Source organism: Klebsiella sp. PK18, assembly GCF_057784655.1.
Genome location: NZ_CM173493.1, coordinates 1,887,977 through 1,906,393 on the forward strand (window position 1 = coordinate 1,887,977; position 18,417 = coordinate 1,906,393).

Here is an 18,417-nt window from a genome sequence, read left to right on the forward strand (position 1 = left end):
GGGATGATTGAAGCAGACCGGCTGGTATCGGCAGACAGCAGCGGCGCAGAAGAGGCCGTTGACCGCGCCATCCGCCCAAAATTGCTGGCAGAGTATGTCGGCCAGCCGCAGGTGCGCTCGCAGATGGAGATCTTTATCCAGGCGGCGAAACTGCGCGGCGACGCCCTCGATCACCTGCTGATTTTTGGCCCGCCTGGGTTGGGGAAAACCACCCTGGCGAACATTGTCGCCAATGAGATGGGGGTGAATCTGCGCACCACCTCCGGCCCGGTGCTGGAGAAAGCGGGCGATCTCGCCGCGATGCTCACCAACCTCGAACCGCACGACGTGCTGTTTATCGATGAGATCCATCGCCTCTCGCCGGTGGTGGAAGAGGTGCTCTACCCGGCGATGGAAGACTATCAGCTGGATATTATGATTGGCGAAGGTCCGGCGGCGCGCTCCATCAAAATCGATCTGCCGCCGTTTACCCTGATCGGCGCCACCACCCGGGCCGGTTCATTGACCTCGCCGCTGCGCGACCGCTTTGGCATCGTGCAGCGTCTGGAGTTCTATCAAATACCCGATCTGCAGCATATCGTCAGCCGCAGCGCCCGCCATATGGGGCTGGAGATGAGCGACGAAGGCGCGCTGGAAGTGGCCCGTCGTTCACGCGGCACGCCGCGTATTGCCAACCGTCTGCTGCGCCGGGTGCGCGACTTCGCGGAAGTGCGCCACGACGGCAGCATCTCTGCCGACATTGCTGCCCAGGCGCTGGATATGCTGAATGTCGATGCGGAAGGGTTCGACTATATGGACCGTAAACTACTGCTGGCGGTGATAGATAAATTCTTTGGTGGGCCGGTGGGGCTGGATAACCTCGCCGCCGCGATCGGCGAAGAGCGGGAAACCATTGAAGATGTGCTGGAGCCCTACTTAATTCAGCAGGGTTTTCTGCAGCGTACGCCACGGGGAAGAATGGCGACGGTGCGCGCCTGGAATCATTTCGGGATCACGCCGCCGGAAATGCCCTAGTTCGCGACGGATGTGTCGTTCATTATGAGGCCCGGTCAGCAGCGCGACCGGGCTTTTTCATTTTCAGCTGGCGGCTTTTTTTGTCATGCTGAGAATAAACAGCACGGCGGCGCACAGCACTACCGACGGCCCGGCCGGGGTGTCGTAGAAGGCCGAGAAGGTTAACCCGCCGGTAACGGCCAGCATGCCCACGCCCACTGCCACGGCGGCCATCTGCTCCGGCGTGCGGGCAAAACGGCGGGCGGTGGCGGCCGGGATAATCAGCAGGGAAGTGATGATCAGCGCGCCGACGAACTTCATCGCCACGCCGATAGTCAGAGCGGTGACCAGCATCAACAGCAACTTCACGCGCTGCAGCTTCACGCCATCGACAAACGCCAGATCCGGACTGATGGTCATCGCCAGCAGCGGTCGCCACTGCCAGAGCAGGATACCAATCACAATCACTACGCCAATGGCGATGGCAATCAAATCCTGCGGCGTCACTGCCAGCAGATCGCCGAACAGGTACGCCATCAGATCGACGCGGACGTTAGACATCAGACTGACCACCACCAGCCCCAGCGACAGTGCGCTGTGCGCCATGATGCCCAGCAGGGTATCGATCGCCAGATGGGGGCGTTTTTCCAGCCACACCAGCCCGCCGGCCAGCAGCAAAGTCACGGCGATCACCGCATAAAACGGATTGATGTTAAGTAATAAGCCAAAAGCGACGCCGAGCAGCGACGCATGCGCCAGCGTGTCGCCGAAATAGGACATGCGGCGCCAGACCACAAAGGAGCCCAGCGGACCGGCGGCGCAGGCCAGCATCATCCCGGCCAGCCAGCCAGGTAACAGAAGTTCAATCATTAGCGGCTGTTTCCCCGACGCAGTACAATTCGCCCCTGAAGGTCGTGGCGGTGATTATGGTGGTGGCGGTAAATCCCCAGCTGTTCCGCGCCGCGCGGGCCGAACATGGAGATAAACTCCGGATGCATGGAGACCACCTCCGGCGCGCCGGAGCAGCAGATATGCTGGTTCAGGCACAGGACTTCGTCGGTTTTGGCCATCACCAGATGCAGGTCGTGCGATACCATCAGCACTGCGCAGTCCAGTTCATGGCGCAGCTGGTCGATAAGATCGTAAAGCGCCACCTGGCCATTGACGTCAACACCCTGGGTCGGTTCATCCAGCACCAGCAGCTGTGGGCGGTTGAGCAGGGCGCGGGCCAGCAGTACGCGCTGGGTTTCGCCGCCGGAGAGTTTTTGCATCGGCGCGTCGATCAGATGCCCGGCCTGCACACGTTTCAGTGCCGGCAGGATGTCGTCTTTGCGGGTACCCGGGCGCAAACGCAGGAAGCGGCTGACGGTCAGCGGCAGCGTGGCGTCAAGATGCAGCTTCTGCGGCACGTAGCCAATCCGCAGGCGGTCATCCCGCTTGATGACACCCTCTGTTGGTGCTACCAGCCCCAGAACCACTCGCACAAGGGTCGATTTACCGGCGCCGTTCGGGCCCAGCAGGGTTAATATTTTGCCTGGCGTGAGTGCCAGCGAAATGTCAGACAGCACGCGGCGTTGGCCAAAGGCCACCGACACATTTTCCAGCGTAACAAGGTTTGTCATAGTAATTTAGGGTTGCACAAGCTAGTGAATGTTATAATATCACATCACATTCACTCGTTTCGATGACTAGACGCATTATGTTACATAAAAATACGCTTCTTTGCGCTGGACTTGGCGCTGTTTTTTTGTTCGCGCAGGTTCCGCTGGCCAGCGCCGCCGTAGTGACTTCCATGAAACCGCTGGGCTTTATCGCAGCCGCCATCGCCGATGGGGTGACAGATACTCAGGTGCTATTGCCCGACGGCGCCTCAGAGCATGACTATTCACTGCGGCCTTCTGATGTAAAACGCTTACAGAACGCAGACTTAGTGGTATGGATTGGGCCGGAAATGGAAGCCTTTATGGATAGGTCGACGCAAAGCATTGCGGCGAATAAAAAGGTGACCATCGCGGAGCTGGAAGGGGTGAAGCCGCTGCTGATGACCGGGGCGGATGACGATGACGATCATGATGGTCATGACCACGGCGCAGCAGAAAAAAGTGACGGCGATCACCATCACGGTATTTACAATATGCATCTGTGGTTATCCCCAGAGATAGCGCGGCTTTCGGCGGTTGCAATCCACGATAAATTATTAGAACTTATGCCGCAGAGTCGAGCCAAACTCGACAGCAACCTGCAGCAGTTCGAGGCCGCGCTGGCGGCGACTGACAAGCAGGTTAGCAATGAGCTGGCACCGCTGAAAGGGAAGGGCTATTTCGTTTTTCATGACGCCTACGGTTACTTTGAAAAACACTACGGTTTGACCTCGCTGGGGCACTTTACCGTCAACCCTGAAATACAGCCTGGTGCGCAGCGTTTACACGAAATCAGAACACAACTGGTTGAGCAGAAGGCCACGTGCGTTTTTGCTGAGCCACAGTTCAGGCCAGCGGTTATCGAAGCTGTTGCCCGGGGCACGTCTGTGCGCATGGGAACCCTGGATCCGCTGGGTACTGGAATTACGTTGGGTAAAGCGAGTTACCCGCAATTCCTGACCCAGCTGGCGAATCAGTATTCGAGCTGCCTGAAAGGAGATTAACGAGGAAGTGAATACGTGCAACAGATAGCCCGCGCTGTCACTCAGGCATTCAACAATCTGCCACGACCTCATCGCGTCATGTTGGGGTCGCTTAGCGTTCTTACCTTAGCGGTCGCCGTCTGGCGACCCTACATTTACCACCCGGAATCCGCCCCCATCGTCAGAACCATTGAACTGGAAAAAAGCGAGATCCGTTCCCTGCTGCCGGAAGCCTCCGAGCCGATCGACCAGGCCCCGCAGGAAGAAGAAGCCATTCCTCAGGATGAACTCGACGAGAAGGCCGATACCGATGCCGGCGGTCATGAATATGTGGTGTCGACTGGCGATACGCTCAGCAGCATCCTGAACCAGTACGGTATCGATATGGGCGATATCGCCCAGCTTTCCTCCGCCGATAAAGAGCTGCGTAATCTGAAGATTGGCCAGCAGCTCTCCTGGACCCTGACCGCGGACGGCGATCTGCAGAGCCTGACCTGGGAGATGTCCCGCCGCGAAACCCGCACTTATACCCGTGTGGACAACGGTTTTAAAATGAGCAGCGAGCTGCAGAAAGGCGACTGGGTCAACAATGTGCTGAAGGGCACCGTCGGCGCCAGCTTTGTCTCCAGCGCGCGCGATGCCGGCCTGACCAGTACCGAAATCAGCGCGGTGATCAAGGCCATGCAGTGGCAGATGGATTTCCGTAAGCTGAAAAAAGGCGACGAGTTCTCGGTATTGATGTCGCGCGAAATGCTCGACGGCAAGCGCGAGCAAAGTCAGCTGCTGGGCGTGCGTTTGCGCTCCGACGGTAAGGATTACTATGCTATCCGTGCCGAAGACGGCAAATTCTACGATCGTAACGGGACGGGGCTGGCGAAAGGCTTTATGCGCTTCCCGACGGCGCGTCAGTTCCGCGTTTCCTCTAACTTTAACCCGCGTCGTCTGAATCCGGTCACCGGGCGCGTCGCGCCGCATCGTGGCGTCGATTTCGCGATGCCGCAGGGGACGCCGGTGCTGGCAGTGGGTGATGGCGAAGTGGTAGTGGCCAAGCGCAGCGGCGCTGCCGGGTATTATGTTGCTATCCGCCACGGTCGCACCTATACCACCCGCTATATGCACCTGCGTAAGCTGCTGGTGAAACCGGGGCAGAAAGTGAAGCGCGGCGATCGTATCGCGCTGTCGGGGAATACCGGCCGTTCTACCGGGCCGCACCTGCACTATGAAGTGTGGATCAACCAGCAGGCGGTCAACCCGTTGACGGCTAAGCTGCCGCGTACCGAAGGGCTGAGCGGTTCCGACCGTACCGATTACCTGGCGCAGGTCAAAGAGGTCGTCCCGCAGCTGCGGTTTGACTAACCACCGGTCAGTGGAAAGCCGGTGCCCCAGGGCGCCGGCTTTTTCTTTTGTAGGTTACCTAACGTCTCGCTACACTATCCCATTATCTTGATTAAGCAGTCGACCTGCGGATTGGGCATGGAAACGAAAAAAAATAATATTGAGTTTATCCCTAAGTTTGAGAAATCCTTTTTACTGCCGCGCTACTGGGGCGCGTGGCTGGGCGTCTTTGCCTTCGCAGGCATCGCGCTGACGCCGCCTTCCTTTCGCGATCCGATCCTCGGAAAACTCGGCCGCTTCGTAGGGCGTTTGGCGAAAAGCTCGCGGCGCCGGGCGCAGATTAATTTGCTCTACTGTTTTCCGGAAAAAAGCGAGCACGAACGGGAAGCGATCATCGACGCCATGTATGCCTCGGCGCCGCAGGCGATGGTGATGATGGCCGAGCTGGGCCTGCGCGATCCGCAGAAAATCCTTGCCCGCGTCGACTGGCAGGGGAAAGAGATCATCGACGAGATGCAGCGTAATAACGAGAAAGTGATTTTCCTCGTTCCGCATGCCTGGGGCGTGGATATCCCGGCGATGCTGATGGCCTCCGGTGGGCAGAAGATGGCGGCGATGTTCCACAACCAGGGTAACCCGGTCTTTGATTACGTGTGGAATACCGTGCGCCGTCGTTTTGGCGGGCGTATGCACGCGCGCAACGACGGGATCAAACCGTTTATTCAGTCGGTGCGCCAGGGCTACTGGGGTTACTATCTGCCCGATCAGGATCACGGCGCTGAGCACAGTGAATTTGTGGATTTCTTTGCCACCTACAAGGCGACGCTGCCCGCGATTGGCCGTTTAATGAAGGTATGCCGCGCCCGCGTCGTACCGCTGTTTCCGGTCTATGATGGCCAAACGCATCGCCTGACGGTGCTGGTCCGCCCGCCGATGGACGACCTGCTGGACGCAGACGATACGACGATCGCCCGGCGGATGAACGAAGAAGTGGAAGTGTTTGTTAAGCCGCACACCGAGCAGTACACCTGGATCCTGAAGCTGCTGAAAACGCGCAAGCCGGGTGAAATCGAGCCCTACAAACGCAAAGAGCTGTTCCCAAAGAAGTAGTCTAAAAGAGAGCCAGTGGGCGTTCCTGGCTCACTGGCTATATTGCGTCAGTAACATCAGGTTCTCGACGACAAGCCGGTAGCGATACTCCGGGCGGCCAGTGATACCGTAGTGATTGGTCGTGAAGAGCACGTTTATCTGCTCCAGCCAAATCAGGTATTTACGGCATGACACCCTGGATATCTGCAGCGCCGCCGCCAGCTCGTTTGTCGAAAAATCGCGCGCCTGATGGTCGTCAATCCACTGGCACACCAGGCGAAGGGTTTGCGGCGTCAGCCCTTTCGGCAGGCGGCGGGCGCTTTCCTGTTGCGGGATCCCGCGGCGCAGCAGGGTGTCGATATCCGCTTGGGCATAACAGGATTTCGCCTGCGTCACCTCACGCTTTTTGCGCCATGCCTGCAGGGCCTCCTCAAAGCGCGAAAACTGAAACGGTTTAATCAGGTAATCCACCACGCCATAGTGCAGCGCCGTTTGTAGCGTGAGCGTATCGGCGGCAGACGTCATCATGATGACGTCAATATTCCGCCCATCTGCGCGAAGCGCCGGCAGCAGGTCCAGGCCATTCTCCTGTTGCATATAGACATCCAGCAGCAGTAGATCGACCTGCGCCAGATGGCTTAGCATCGCTTTGGCGTCGCCGATCGTCGCCGCCACCCCGCAGCAGTGAAAATCAGCTACCCGGCTGATAAACAGCCGGTTCAGGTCGGCTACCATGGGATCATCATCGACGATCAGCACATTGAACATGCGTGGTTCCCCGGTGTGGCGGGAAGCCAGCCGGCCTCCCGTAAGATGAGCGGAGCAATGACGATCAGAATGACGATCGTTTATAGGCGGTGTAGCGCGCTCGCCAGAAGGTTTTATCGATATTCGCCGCCAGCTGTGCCTCGTCAATCTGCGGCGCAACGCCGTCCCGCTGCGCGGCGCGAGCGACCTCTGCGGCAATAGCCCGGGAAATCATTTCGATCTCTTCAACCGGCGGCAGTAAAGCACCGGTTTCACGGCTCGCCAAAGGCGAGTGGGCTGCCAGGGTTTTACTGCAGGTGATCAGCATCGCTTCGGTGACGCGCTGCGCTTTACTGGCGAGGATCCCCAGCCCCAGACCGGGAAAAATATAGGCGTTGTTGCACTGAGCGATATCGTAGGTTTTGCCGTCGTAGAAGACGGGTTCGAACGGGCTGCCGGTGGCGATCAGCGCGCTTCCCCGGGTCCACTCCAGCAAATCCTTCGGCTGGGCTTCGGCCCGGGAGGTGGGGTTAGAGAGCGGCATAATAATCGGACGCGGGCAGTGCCGATGCATCTCCTTCACTATCTCTTCACTAAACAACCCCGGCTGACCAGACACGCCAATCAGTACGGTAGGGTGGACGTTGCGTACGACATCCATCAGCGACAGTTGGGCGGACTCGGTATCCCAGTGGGCAATACTGGCTCGCGGCGTGACGAGGTCGCGCTGAAAATCGAGCAGATTGGGCATCTCATCCGTCAGCAGGCCAAAGCGGTCAACCATAAAGATACGGCGGCGCGCTTCCTCCTCCGAGAGACCATCATCCACCATCAGCGCAATGATTTTTTCCGCAATGCCGCATCCGGCCGAACCGCCGCCAAGGAAAACTACCCGCTGGTCGCGGATCGGCGTCCCGGCCGCGGCCGCGGCGGCGATCAGCGTCCCTGAGGTCACGGCGGCGGTGCCCTGGATATCATCGTTAAAACAGCACAGCTGGTGACGATAGCGGTTGAGCAGTCGCGTGGCATTCTTTTGGGCAAAGTCTTCAAACTGAAGTAATACATTCGGCCAACGTTGCTGAATGGCATGGACAAACATGTCCATAAACTCTAGGTACTGCTCGTCGCTGATGCGCGGATGGCGCCAGCCCATATACAGCGGATCCTCCAGATGCTGCGGGTTGTTGGTGCCGACATCTAGCATGATAGGCAGCGTGGATGCCGGGTGAATGCCCCCGCAGGCGGTATATAACGAGAGTTTGCCAATGGGGATCCCCATGCCACCAATCCCCTGGTCGCCCAGCCCCAGAATGCGCTCGCCATCGGTCACGACAATGACTTTGATATCATTGCGGGAAAATCCCTGCAGCATTTCGTCAATCTGGTGACGGTTGGGCCAGGAAATAAACAAACCGCGTCCCCGGCGATATATTTCTGAGAAATGTTCACACGCTTCACCCACCGTCGGGGTATAGATCACCGGCAGCGTTTCTTTCATATGACTACGCAGCAGGTTATAGAATAATGTCTCGTTAGTATCCTGAATATTCCTGAGATAGATATGGCGCGAAATACTCTTTTTGAACTGGCAAAACTGGCCCCATGCGCGCTCGGTTTGTTCTTCAATGGTTTCAACATTATGGGGTAACAGTCCCTGAAGATTAAATGCCGTGCGTTCACTTTCGGTAAAAGCAAGGCCTTTATTTAATAACGGATTTTCCAGCAGGACGGCACCGTTATAGGGAGTGTATAAGGTTTCTGTGGCTAACATTGGATGACTCCTGAATATCAAATTAAAACATTGCCTGATGTCTTGGTGTTTTATTTCCGTGATTACGAAATGAGATAAATCATGATGCCTTCGGTGACGACGCCGATGGCGGTACCCAGCAAAATAGAGGATGAGGCCGGCTCAATATAGGTATCGCTGCGCAGCGCAAACATCCCTGCCGCGATGGCGGAAGGCGTCGCGCCGATGATAATAACCTGTTGCATTAAGGTATGACTGAGCCCAAAGGCCAGTCCGGCCAGGGCCATCATTGCCGGTTGGATCAGATTTTTGATACTGATATTGGTACAGGTTTGAATATTGACCGTCGGGCGTTCGCCGTAAAACAGCAGTCCCAGGGCGAACAGTGACAGACCGCCGGCGATTTTACCCACCATTTCAATAGGCATACTGAGCATAGGTGGCAGCTGGACTCCCGCCAGGCTGAGCAATACGCCGGAAATTGGGATCCAGACGATGGGGTTTCTCACGGCCTTCAGTAGGTTTTGCAGGATCAGCTGCCCGGCGTGAAGCTGGGGTTCATCCGCGCTCCGGTGCTTGTCTCCCATGCGAATCAGGATAATAGTCAGGGGGATCATCAATACGCTGGTCACCAGGTTTCCGATAAGCACGCCGAGAAAACCCTCCGGACCTATCAGTACCGCCAGCACGGGCGCGCCAAAGTAGGCCATATCGGGGAAGGCGCAAACCAGCGACTGAATCGCGCTGGTTTTAATATCATGACGGAAAACATAGCGTGAGATCAGCAGCGTGAGAAAATAGGACCCCATCAGGCCAATGACTAACACCGCCATAAAGGTGAAGTTTTTAATTTTATCGGGATGGGTATTTAACGCGCCGATAAAAAGATGGAACGGAAGCGCAAAGCGGATCACCACCGTGGCCAGAACGGAGGCATCCTCGCGCCGGGTATAGCCTAGTTTACCGCTAAGCCATCCCAGCAGCATGATAAATACCAATGGGAAAAGAGATTGTAAGAGTAGTGAAGGCATAAGATGTCCTGACATATTTTATCGGGTTGTTGTGTCGCCAATCTAGCGATCCCGTAATATTCAAAAGGTGATAGTCATCACAGTCGCCTGCCTTTAAATAATTTCGTCTCGGATACTTTACTTACAAATAAAGAAAACAGGGTTAAATCATGGGGTTGTATCTATGGCATTTAAATTTCACTATTGATGAAAACTTTAGCTTTATGACGATAAATTAAATTACTTAAAATCAATTTTATAGTTTAGTCACAAAGCCAACAGAAGAAATCCGTTTGTCATTTTTTGTTTTAAACGCCTGTGCTACCGTTTTGAGTGTATTTTGGTGAGCCGGTGTTTAGTGCTATTTCATTTATGTTGCTACGCAAATTTTAATATTGCGTTACTACCCTACGCTACCTCCTTATCATTCAGGTAAAAATATGGAAAATAATTCACTCAACCACCCGATAGATAAAACGCAACCGAACGGCCAATCGACACGACTTTTATCCAATATCGACGTTGGTGCCGTGCCTTTAACGCTCTTTATTGGTATCGCTGCGATCGTCGCGCTCTCTGCGAGCGCGGGCCTGCTGCCGAAAAATATGATTGGCGGACTGGCGGTCATTATGACCCTGGGATTCGCGCTGGCTAAGATTGGCCGCATGGTGCCAGTACTAAAAGACATTGGCGGGCCGGCCATATTGTGTCTGATGATGCCCTCAGTATTGGTCTACTTTGGCGTGTTTGAAGCCCATACGCTCGATACCGTGCATTTGCTGATGAAGGAGGCCAATCTCCTCTATTTCGTCATCGCCTGCCTGGTCGTTGGGAGTATTCTGGGAATGAACCGCACTATTCTGATCCAGGGGATGGTGCGTATGTTTGTCCCGCTGGTGGCCGGGACCGGGGCGGCAATATTAACCGGCCTGCTGGTGGGCAGCTTATTTGGCTACAGTATTTACCACACCTTCTTTTTTATCATCGTGCCGATTATCGGCGGCGGCATTGGCGAAGGGATCCTGCCTTTGTCGCTGGCTTATTCGGCCATTCTCGGGCAAACACCTGATGTCTATGTTGCCCAGCTGGCGCCGGCCGCGGTGGTTGGGAATATTTTCGCCATTATCTGCGCTGGTTTTCTGGCGCGCATGGGCGCACGTCGTCCGGCGCTCTCCGGCAATGGGATGCTGATCCGCAGCCATGACGATAATAGCGTCTTTGCGCAACATCAGAGTACCCAACCCACCGATTTTCAGCTGATGGGCGCCGGGTTGCTGATGATTTGTGCATTTTTCATCGTCGGTGGTCTGCTGGAGAAGGTGGTGCATATTCCCGGGCCGGTGCTGATGATTCTGGCGGCCGTCTTCTGCAAATATACCAACGTTATCCCGGCGGCGATGGAGCTGGGGGCGCATAGCTGCTACAAGTTTGTCTCCGCCGCGCTGGTGTGGCCGCTGATGATCGGCCTGGGCATGCTGTATGTGCCGCTGGAGAGCGTGGTCTCGGTCTTCTCCATTGGCTACGTCGTGGTTTGCGGCTCCATCGTTATTGCCATGGCGCTGAGCGGTTTCTTTATCGCTACTCGCCTGAATATGTATCCGGTGGAAGCCGCTATCGTGACCAGCTGCCATAGCGGCCTTGGAGGAACCGGAGATGTGGCCATCCTCTCGGCGTCAAACAGGATGGGGTTGATGCCGTTTGCCCAGATTGCGACGCGGATCGGCGGGGCGTCGACGGTGATCGCCGCGACGCTGTTGTTGAGCTGGGTGGTGTAATCTGCCAGATAGTGGGCAAAAAAATACCTGCCAGCGCATCGCTGGCAGGTCGACACCGAGGCTTACTCGACGGTGAGGATACGGGTGGTGTTGGTGCTGCCGATGGTGCTCATCACGTCACCCTGGGTAACGACCACAAGGTCACCAGAGACCAGGTAGCCTTTGTCCCGCAGCAGATTGACGGCATCGTGCGCAGCGGCTACCCCGTCATTCTGGCTGTCGAAGAACACCGGGGTCACCCCTCGGTAGAGTGCGGTCAGGTTCAGGGTGCGCTCGTGGCGGGAAAGGGCGAAAATCGGCAGACCGGAGCTGATGCGCGAGGTCATCAGCGCGGTGCGGCCCGATTCGGTCATGGTGATGATGGCCGTGATGCCTTTCAGGTGGTTGGCGGCATACATCGCCGACATAGCAATCGCTTCTTCTACGTTGTCAAACTGGACGTCCAGACGGTGTTTGGAGACGTTGAGGCTGGGGATTTTTTCGGCGCCCAGACACACGCGCGCCATCGCGGCCACGGTTTCCGACGGGTACTGACCGGCAGCGGTTTCCGCAGAGAGCATCACCGCATCGGTACCATCCAGCACGGCGTTGGCCACGTCCATGACTTCAGCACGAGTCGGCATCGGGTTGGTGATCATCGACTCCATCATCTGGGTGGCGGTAATGACGGAACGGTTCAGCTGACGGGCACGACGAATCAGCGCTTTCTGGATACCCACCAGCTCTGGATCGCCGATTTCGACGCCGAGGTCGCCGCGCGCAACCATGACCACATCGGAGGCGAGGATCACGTCGTCCATCGCATCCTGATCGCAGACCGCTTCCGCACGCTCAACTTTGGCGACGATTTTCGCATCGCAGCCGGCATCGCGCGCCAGGCGACGGGCGTAGTTCAGGTCTTCGCCGCAGCGCGGGAAAGAGACCGCCAGGTAGTCGACGCCGATTTTGGCGGCGGTGACGATATCAGCCTTGTCTTTGTCGGTCAGCGCTTCGGCAGACAGACCGCCACCCAGCTTGTTGATCCCTTTGTTGTTAGACAACGGACCGCCGACGGTCACTTCAGTAAACACTTTCATTCCCTGAACTTCGAGGACTTTCAGCTGCACGCGACCATCGTCGAGCAGCAGGATATCGCCCGGCACGACATCCGCCGGCAGGCCTTTGTAGTCGATCCCGACTTTCTCTTTGTCGCCTTCACCTTTACCAAGGTTAGCGTCGAGCAGGAATTTATCGCCGACGTTGAGGAAAATTTTGCCTTCTTTGAAGGTCGATACGCGAATTTTTGGTCCCTGGAGGTCGCCGAGGATGGCCACGTGACGGCCCAGTTTTGCCGCAATCTCACGCACTTTGTCGGCACGGAGCTGATGATCTTCCGGGGTGCCGTGAGAGAAGTTCATACGCACTACGTTTGCGCCCGCGGCGATAACTTTTTCCAGGTTGTTATCGCGGTCAGTTGCCGGGCCTAAGGTAGTAACGATTTTGGTTCTGCGAAGCCTTCTGGACATGTAATACTCCGTTGACTGATACAACTTTGGTGTTGCGTGAACATGGATTCGGTAGCGCCAGCCTGCAACGTCGCACAGCCGGATCGTTATCGAAGGTGTAATGGGGTACTGCTTGTTATCAACTTTTATTGATTATCACTGGGTACGAACGGTTCTTTATCAAAACGCGATTCCTTCAGCGCTTCCTTGACCCTCTTCAAGTTATCTCTGAATTTTGCTCCCCGACGCAGCGTAAACCCCGTCGCCAATACGTCGATGACGGTCAGCTGGGCGAGACGGGAGACCATCGGCATATAGATGTCGGTATCTTCCGGCACATCGAGGGTGATGGCGAGCGTGGCTTCCCGGGCCAGGGGGGTACCGGCGGAGGTGAGGGCGATCACCATGGCATCGTTTTCACGGGCCAGCTGCGCCAGCTCCACCAGGCTCTTGGTTCTTCCGGTATGCGAGATAATCACCACCACATCATCGTCATCGCAATTCATACAGCTCATGCGTTGCAGGACAATGTCGTCGGAATAGATGACCGGCACGTTAAAGCGGAAAAATTTGTTCATCGCATCATGGGCGACCGCCGCCGAGGAACCGAGGCCGAAAAAGGCGATTTTTTTGGCCTGAGTCAGCAGATCCACCGCGCGATTCACCGCCGACATGTCGAGAGAATGGTGGACCTGATCTAAACTCGCCATGGCCGATTCGAATATTTTTCCCGTGTATGACTCAACGCTGTCGTCTTCATCAACATTCCGGTTAACATAGAGCGTGCCGTGCGCGAGGCTCTGGGCAAGGTGCAGTTTAAAATCAGGAAACCCGCGGGTTTCGAGACTGCGGCAGAAGCGATTGACGGTCGGTTCGCTCACCCCGGCCTCAAGGGCGAGGGCGGCGATGCTCGAATGAATGGCCTGCGCGGGGGTGGCGAGGATCACTTCCGCCACTTTGCGTTCAGATTTGCTAAGGTGTTCCAGTCGGGACTGGATTTTTTCCAGCATGTTCATTAGTAACAGGGCGCTCATCAATGGAAACGATTTCATTAATGGGTGAAATCATCGGGCGTTTTAGCAAGAATATACCCCTCCGCAAGCGCAAGCGGTGAGGAATGACGTGAAATAATGTTGTTTTTTTTCATTACATGATCAGAGTCGTATTTTACTGACCTAAAACAGGTACAAACAACGAACAATATCAGCCAGATGCCCAAATCATCGCCGAATGTTTTCACCCTGTGCGGTTTTACCGCCGCAAACGAAGGGGAAGGCTTTCGGGAAATACGTAAACACAGTACAGTGCAGTGTAAGAAAATTACAAATATAGCCTGGCAGAAGCACCAGACTATCAACTGAGGAGAATGACATGGCGGTAACGCAAACGGCCCAGGCATGCGACCTGGTCATTTTCGGCGCGAAGGGCGACCTGGCGCGACGTAAATTGTTGCCTTCCCTGTATCAGCTTGAAAAAGCGGGCCAGATCCACGCCGACACCCGCATCATTGGCGTCGGCCGTGCCGATTGGGATAAAGCGGCTTACACCAAAGTCGTGCGCGAAGCGCTGGAAACCTTCATGAAGGAAAAAATTGATGAGGGTTTGTGGGATTCCCTGAGCGGACGCCTGGAGTTCTGTAATCTTGACGTCAATGACACCAGCGGCTTCACGCGTCTGGGTGAGATGCTGGATCAACAGAACCGTGTCACCATCAACTATTTCGCCATGCCGCCGAGCACCTTTGGCGCGATCTGCAAAGGTCTGGGCGAAGCGAAGCTCAATGCCAAGCCTGCGCGCGTGGTGATGGAAAAACCGCTGGGTACCTCTCTGGAAACCTCGCGTGAAATCAACGACCAGGTCGGCGAGTTTTTTGAAGAGTGCCAGGTCTACCGTATCGACCACTACCTCGGTAAAGAGACGGTCCTCAACCTGCTGGCGCTGCGCTTTGCCAACTCTCTGTTCGTCAATAACTGGGACTGCCGCACTATCGATCATGTCGAAATCACCGTCGCGGAAGAGGTGGGTATTGAAGGGCGCTGGGGTTACTTCGACCAGGCCGGGCAGATGCGCGACATGATCCAGAACCACCTGCTGCAGATCCTCTGCATGATTGCCATGTCACCGCCGTCCGATCTCAGCGCCGACAGCATCCGTGATGAAAAGGTCAAGGTCCTGAAATCCCTGCGCCGCATTGATCGCTCCAACGTGCGTGAGAAAACCGTTCGCGGCCAGTACACCGCCGGCTTTGCCCAGGGCAAAAAAGTCCCGGGTTACCTGGAAGAAGAGGGCGCCAACAAAACCAGTAACACCGAAACCTTCGTGGCGATCCGCGTCGATATCGATAACTGGCGCTGGGCCGGCGTACCGTTCTATCTGCGCACCGGCAAACGTCTGCCGACCAAATGCTCTGAGGTAGTGGTTTACTTCAAAACCCCGGAACTGAACCTGTTTAAAGAGACCTGGCAGGAGCTGCCGCAGAACAAGCTGACCATTCGTCTGCAGCCGGACGAAGGGGTGGATATCCAGGTGCTGAACAAAGTGCCGGGCCTCGACCATAAGCATAATCTGCAGATCACCAAGCTGGATCTGAGCTACTCCGAGACCTTCAACCAGACGCACCTGGCCGATGCTTATGAGCGTCTGCTGCTGGAGACCATGCGCGGTATCCAGGCGCTGTTCGTGCGCCGTGATGAAGTGGAAGAGGCGTGGAAATGGGTGGATTCCATCACCGAAGCCTGGGCTGCCGACCGCGATGCGCCGAAACCGTATCAGGCAGGGACCTGGGGACCGGTTGCGTCGGTGGCGATGATCACCCGTGACGGCCGCTCATGGAACGAGTTCGAGTAAGCTCGCCGCCTAATCCGTCAGGGTTATTTTACCGGTAACATGATCTGACGCAGAAAGTCGCACGCTTTTTAATCTTTTAAGCCCCGTGAGGATTCACCCACGGGGCTTTTTTTATTACACTGCTTTCAGACATTTTGCCCCTGAGCGCTGGTGTTGTTGGCCTTTAGCACAAAAATACGTCATCACGCAGCGGCCGGACAGATACAAATTTGAGGAGCCTTTATGAATTCGACAATGTTACGGGTAACAAATCGCATTATCGAACGGTCGCGTGACACCCGCGCGGCTTACCTCGCAAGGATTAACCAGGCCAAAACCGACACCGTGCATCGTGCGCAACTGGCCTGCGGCAATCTGGCTCACGGTTTCGCGGCCTGTCAGGCTGACGACAAAGCCTCTCTGAAAAGCATGTTGCGCAACAACATCGCCATCATCACCTCCTACAACGATATGTTGTCCGCTCACCAGCCCTATGAACACTATCCGGACATCATCCGTAAAGCACTGCATAGCGCCAATGCGGTCGGCCAGGTGGCCGGCGGCGTGCCGGCAATGTGCGACGGCGTAACCCAGGGGCAGGATGGTATGGAGCTCTCATTGCTGAGCCGCGAAGTGATCGCCATGTCCGCCGCAATCGGCCTGTCGCATAACATGTTCGACGGCGCGCTATACCTCGGGGTATGCGATAAAATTGTTCCTGGCCTGACCATGGCGGCACTCTCTTTCGGCCATCTGCCGTCGGTCTTTATTCCCTCCGGCCCAATGGCCAGCGGCCTGGCTAATAAAGAGAAGGTCCGCATTCGCCAGCTGTACGCGGAAGGTAAAGTGGATCGTATGGCGCTGCTGGAGTCTGAAGCTGCCTCGTATCACGCGCCGGGGACCTGTACTTTCTACGGGACGGCGAACACCAACCAGATGGTGGTCGAGTTTATGGGCATGCAACTGCCAGGCTCGTCCTTCGTCCATCCGGATGCCCCGCTGCGGGACGCACTGACCGCCGCTGCCGCACGCCAGGTCACCCGCATGACCGGCAATGGCAACGAGTGGATGCCGCTGGGGAAAATGTTCGACGAAAAAGTGGTGGTCAACGGCATCGTGGCGCTGCTGGCGACCGGTGGCTCCACCAACCATACCATGCACCTGGTGGCGATGGCCCGCGCGGCGGGGATCATCATTAACTGGGACGATTTCTCCGACCTGTCAGACGTGGTGCCGCTGCTGGCGCGCCTCTATCCCAACGGCCCGGCGGATATCAACCACTTCCAGGCGGCGGGCGGCGTTCCGGTACTGGTGCGCGAGCTGCTGAAAGGCGGCCTGCTGCATGAGGATGTTCACACCGTCGCTGGCTTTGGTCTGTCGCGTTATACCCTGGAGCCGTGGCTCAACAACGGCGAGCTGGACTGGCGTGAAGGGGCGACAGCGCCGCTTGACGATCAGGTCATCGCGACCTTCGAGAAACCGTTCTCCCGTCACGGCGGCACCAAGGTGCTGAGCGGCAACCTGGGGCGCGCGGTAATGAAAACCTCGGCTGTCCCGGTGGAGAATCAGGTGATCGAAGCGCCGGCGGTGGTGTTCGAGAGCCAACACGACGTATTGCCGGCCTTTGAAGCGGGCCTGCTGGATAAAGATTGTGTGGTGGTGGTCCGTCATCAGGGGCCAAAAGCGAACGGGATGCCAGAATTACATAAACTTATGCCGCCACTTGGTGTATTATTGGACCGCCGTTTCAAAATAGCGCTGGTGACCGATGGCCGACTCTCTGGCGCCTCCGGTAAAGTCCCGTCAGCAATCCATGTCACGCCTGAAGCCTATGATGGTGGGTTGCTGGCGAAGGTGCGCGATGGCGATGTGATTCGCGTGAACGGGCAGACGGGAGAACTGACGCTGCTGGTGGACGATGCCGAACTGGCGGCGCGTCAGCCGCATATCCCTGACCTCAGCGCGTCGCGCGTGGGAACCGGTAGGGAGATGTTTGGGGCGCTGCGTGAGAAGCTCTCTGGCGCGGAGCAGGGCGCAACCTGCATCACTTTTTAAGACGATTTTATTTCTAGATCTGGCGAGAGAAAATCCTGATGAAAAACTGGAAAACAACAGCAGAAGCAATCCTCACCTCCGGTCCGGTTGTCCCGGTTATCGTGGTGAAAAAGCTGGAGCATGCGGTACCGATGGCGAAAGCGCTGGTCGCGGGCGGCGTGCGCGTGCTGGAAGTCACCCTGCGCACCGAGTGCGCCCTGGAAGCGATCCGCGCGATTGCTAAAGAAGTGCCGGACGCGATTGTCGGCGCGGGCACGGTCACCAACGTCGAGCAACTGAAAGCGGTAACGGAAGCTGGCGCGCAGTTCGCTATCAGCCCGGGACTGACCGAATCCCTGCTGAAAGCGGCGACCGAAGACGGCACCATTCCGCTGATCCCGGGGATCAGCACGGTTTCCGAGCTGATGCTGGGTATGCAGTATGGTCTGAAAGAGTTTAAATTCTTCCCGGCGGAAGCCAACGGCGGCGTGAAAGCCCTGCAGGCGATTGCGGGTCCGTTCGGCCACATTCGTTTCTGCCCGACCGGCGGTATTTCTCCGGCCAACTACCGTGACTACCTGGCGCTGAATAGCGTGCTGTGCATCGGCGGTTCCTGGCTGGTGCCAGCCGACGCGCTGGAGGCCGGCGACTACGATCGCATCACCACCCTGGCGCGTGAAGCGGTGGAAGGCGCGAAGTAAACCGCGCCTCAGGGTCGACAACCCGGTCAGCGGCAACGCGACCGGGTTTT

The 18,417-nt window shown here is 56.7% G+C and carries 16 protein-coding genes; 9 read left to right on the forward strand and 7 right to left on the reverse strand.

Annotated elements, in window-relative coordinates; translation table 11 throughout:
* Positions 1–3: 3 nt before the first annotated feature.
* On the forward strand, positions 4–1,014 hold the full coding sequence (ruvB, locus tag AC3EMD_RS09190; RefSeq protein WP_012541250.1) for a Holliday junction branch migration DNA helicase RuvB: 1,011 nt from the start codon (positions 4–6) through the stop codon (positions 1,012–1,014).
* Between the two features lie 63 nt (positions 1,015–1,077).
* Here the strand turns inward: ruvB and znuB are convergent, their stop codons facing one another.
* Positions 1,078–1,863, reverse strand: a complete 786-nt coding sequence (gene znuB / locus AC3EMD_RS09195; RefSeq protein WP_008804249.1) for a zinc ABC transporter permease subunit ZnuB — start codon at positions 1,861–1,863, stop codon at positions 1,078–1,080.
* On the reverse strand, positions 1,863–2,615 hold the full coding sequence (gene znuC / locus AC3EMD_RS09200; RefSeq protein ID WP_071582981.1) for a zinc ABC transporter ATP-binding protein ZnuC: 753 nt from the start codon (positions 2,613–2,615) through the stop codon (positions 1,863–1,865). The genes znuB and znuC overlap by 1 nt, the downstream gene beginning before the upstream one ends.
* A 77-nt stretch (positions 2,616–2,692) precedes the next feature.
* Between znuC and znuA the strand changes: the two genes are divergently transcribed.
* The 3 genes from znuA (at position 2,693) to lpxM (ending at position 6,061) form a co-directional block, all read left to right on the forward strand.
* Positions 2,693–3,637, forward strand: a complete 945-nt coding sequence (gene znuA / locus AC3EMD_RS09205; protein ID WP_008804251.1) for a zinc ABC transporter substrate-binding protein ZnuA — start codon at positions 2,693–2,695, stop codon at positions 3,635–3,637.
* A 15-nt stretch (positions 3,638–3,652) separates the two neighbouring features.
* Positions 3,653–4,972: a murein DD-endopeptidase MepM gene (gene mepM / locus AC3EMD_RS09210; protein WP_012541251.1), complete on the forward strand. Its 1,320-nt coding sequence runs from the start codon at positions 3,653–3,655 to the stop codon at positions 4,970–4,972.
* 117 nt (positions 4,973–5,089) lie between these two features.
* Positions 5,090–6,061 carry a lauroyl-Kdo(2)-lipid IV(A) myristoyltransferase gene (gene lpxM / locus AC3EMD_RS09215; protein WP_008804253.1) on the forward strand — a complete coding sequence of 324 codons (972 nt, stop codon included), beginning with the start codon at positions 5,090–5,092 and terminating at the stop codon, positions 6,059–6,061.
* A 30-nt stretch (positions 6,062–6,091) separates the two neighbouring features.
* Here the strand turns inward: lpxM and dcuR are convergent, their stop codons facing one another.
* The 3 genes from dcuR to AC3EMD_RS09230 form a co-directional block, all read right to left on the reverse strand.
* The gene (dcuR, locus tag AC3EMD_RS09220) at positions 6,092–6,808 is read right to left on the reverse strand and encodes a two-component system response regulator DcuR (RefSeq protein ID WP_016161392.1); all 717 of its coding nucleotides are present in this window, start codon (positions 6,806–6,808) and stop codon (positions 6,092–6,094) included.
* Between the two features lie 64 nt (positions 6,809–6,872).
* A complete protein-coding gene (locus AC3EMD_RS09225) occupies positions 6,873–8,558 on the reverse strand; it encodes an NAD-dependent malic enzyme (protein ID WP_044612998.1) in 1,686 nt (561 codons plus the stop codon).
* A 62-nt stretch (positions 8,559–8,620) separates the two neighbouring features.
* Entirely contained in the window at positions 8,621–9,568 is a 948-nt protein-coding gene (locus AC3EMD_RS09230) for an AEC family transporter (protein WP_012541253.1), read from the reverse strand.
* A gap of 419 nt (positions 9,569–9,987) precedes the next feature.
* On the opposite strand from AC3EMD_RS09230, the gene AC3EMD_RS09235 reads away from it, so the two are divergent.
* Entirely contained in the window at positions 9,988–11,322 is a 1,335-nt protein-coding gene (locus AC3EMD_RS09235) for a 2-hydroxycarboxylate transporter family protein (protein ID WP_012967679.1), read from the forward strand.
* A gap of 62 nt (positions 11,323–11,384) precedes the next feature.
* On the opposite strand, the gene pyk is transcribed toward AC3EMD_RS09235, so the two are convergent.
* Positions 11,385–12,827: a pyruvate kinase gene (gene pyk / locus AC3EMD_RS09240; RefSeq protein WP_002911440.1), complete on the reverse strand. Its 1,443-nt coding sequence runs from the start codon at positions 12,825–12,827 to the stop codon at positions 11,385–11,387.
* Positions 12,828–12,952: 125 nt separating this feature from the next.
* The gene (locus AC3EMD_RS09245; protein WP_162493240.1) at positions 12,953–13,858 is read right to left on the reverse strand and encodes a MurR/RpiR family transcriptional regulator; all 906 of its coding nucleotides are present in this window, start codon (positions 13,856–13,858) and stop codon (positions 12,953–12,955) included.
* Between the two features lie 159 nt (positions 13,859–14,017).
* On the opposite strand from AC3EMD_RS09245, the gene AC3EMD_RS09250 reads away from it, so the two are divergent.
* From AC3EMD_RS09250 to AC3EMD_RS09265, 4 genes are all read left to right on the forward strand, one after another.
* Positions 14,018–14,167: a hypothetical protein gene (locus AC3EMD_RS09250; RefSeq protein WP_004145554.1), complete on the forward strand. Its 150-nt coding sequence runs from the start codon at positions 14,018–14,020 to the stop codon at positions 14,165–14,167.
* A 10-nt stretch (positions 14,168–14,177) separates the two neighbouring features.
* On the forward strand, positions 14,178–15,653 hold the full coding sequence (gene zwf / locus AC3EMD_RS09255) for a glucose-6-phosphate dehydrogenase (RefSeq protein WP_008804260.1): 1,476 nt from the start codon (positions 14,178–14,180) through the stop codon (positions 15,651–15,653).
* A gap of 222 nt (positions 15,654–15,875) precedes the next feature.
* A complete protein-coding gene (gene edd, locus AC3EMD_RS09260; RefSeq protein ID WP_008804261.1) occupies positions 15,876–17,687 on the forward strand; it encodes a phosphogluconate dehydratase in 1,812 nt (603 codons plus the stop codon).
* 38 nt (positions 17,688–17,725) lie between these two features.
* A complete protein-coding gene (locus AC3EMD_RS09265; RefSeq protein WP_002911423.1) occupies positions 17,726–18,367 on the forward strand; it encodes a bifunctional 4-hydroxy-2-oxoglutarate aldolase/2-dehydro-3-deoxy-phosphogluconate aldolase in 642 nt (213 codons plus the stop codon).
* Positions 18,368–18,417 lie beyond the last annotated feature (50 nt).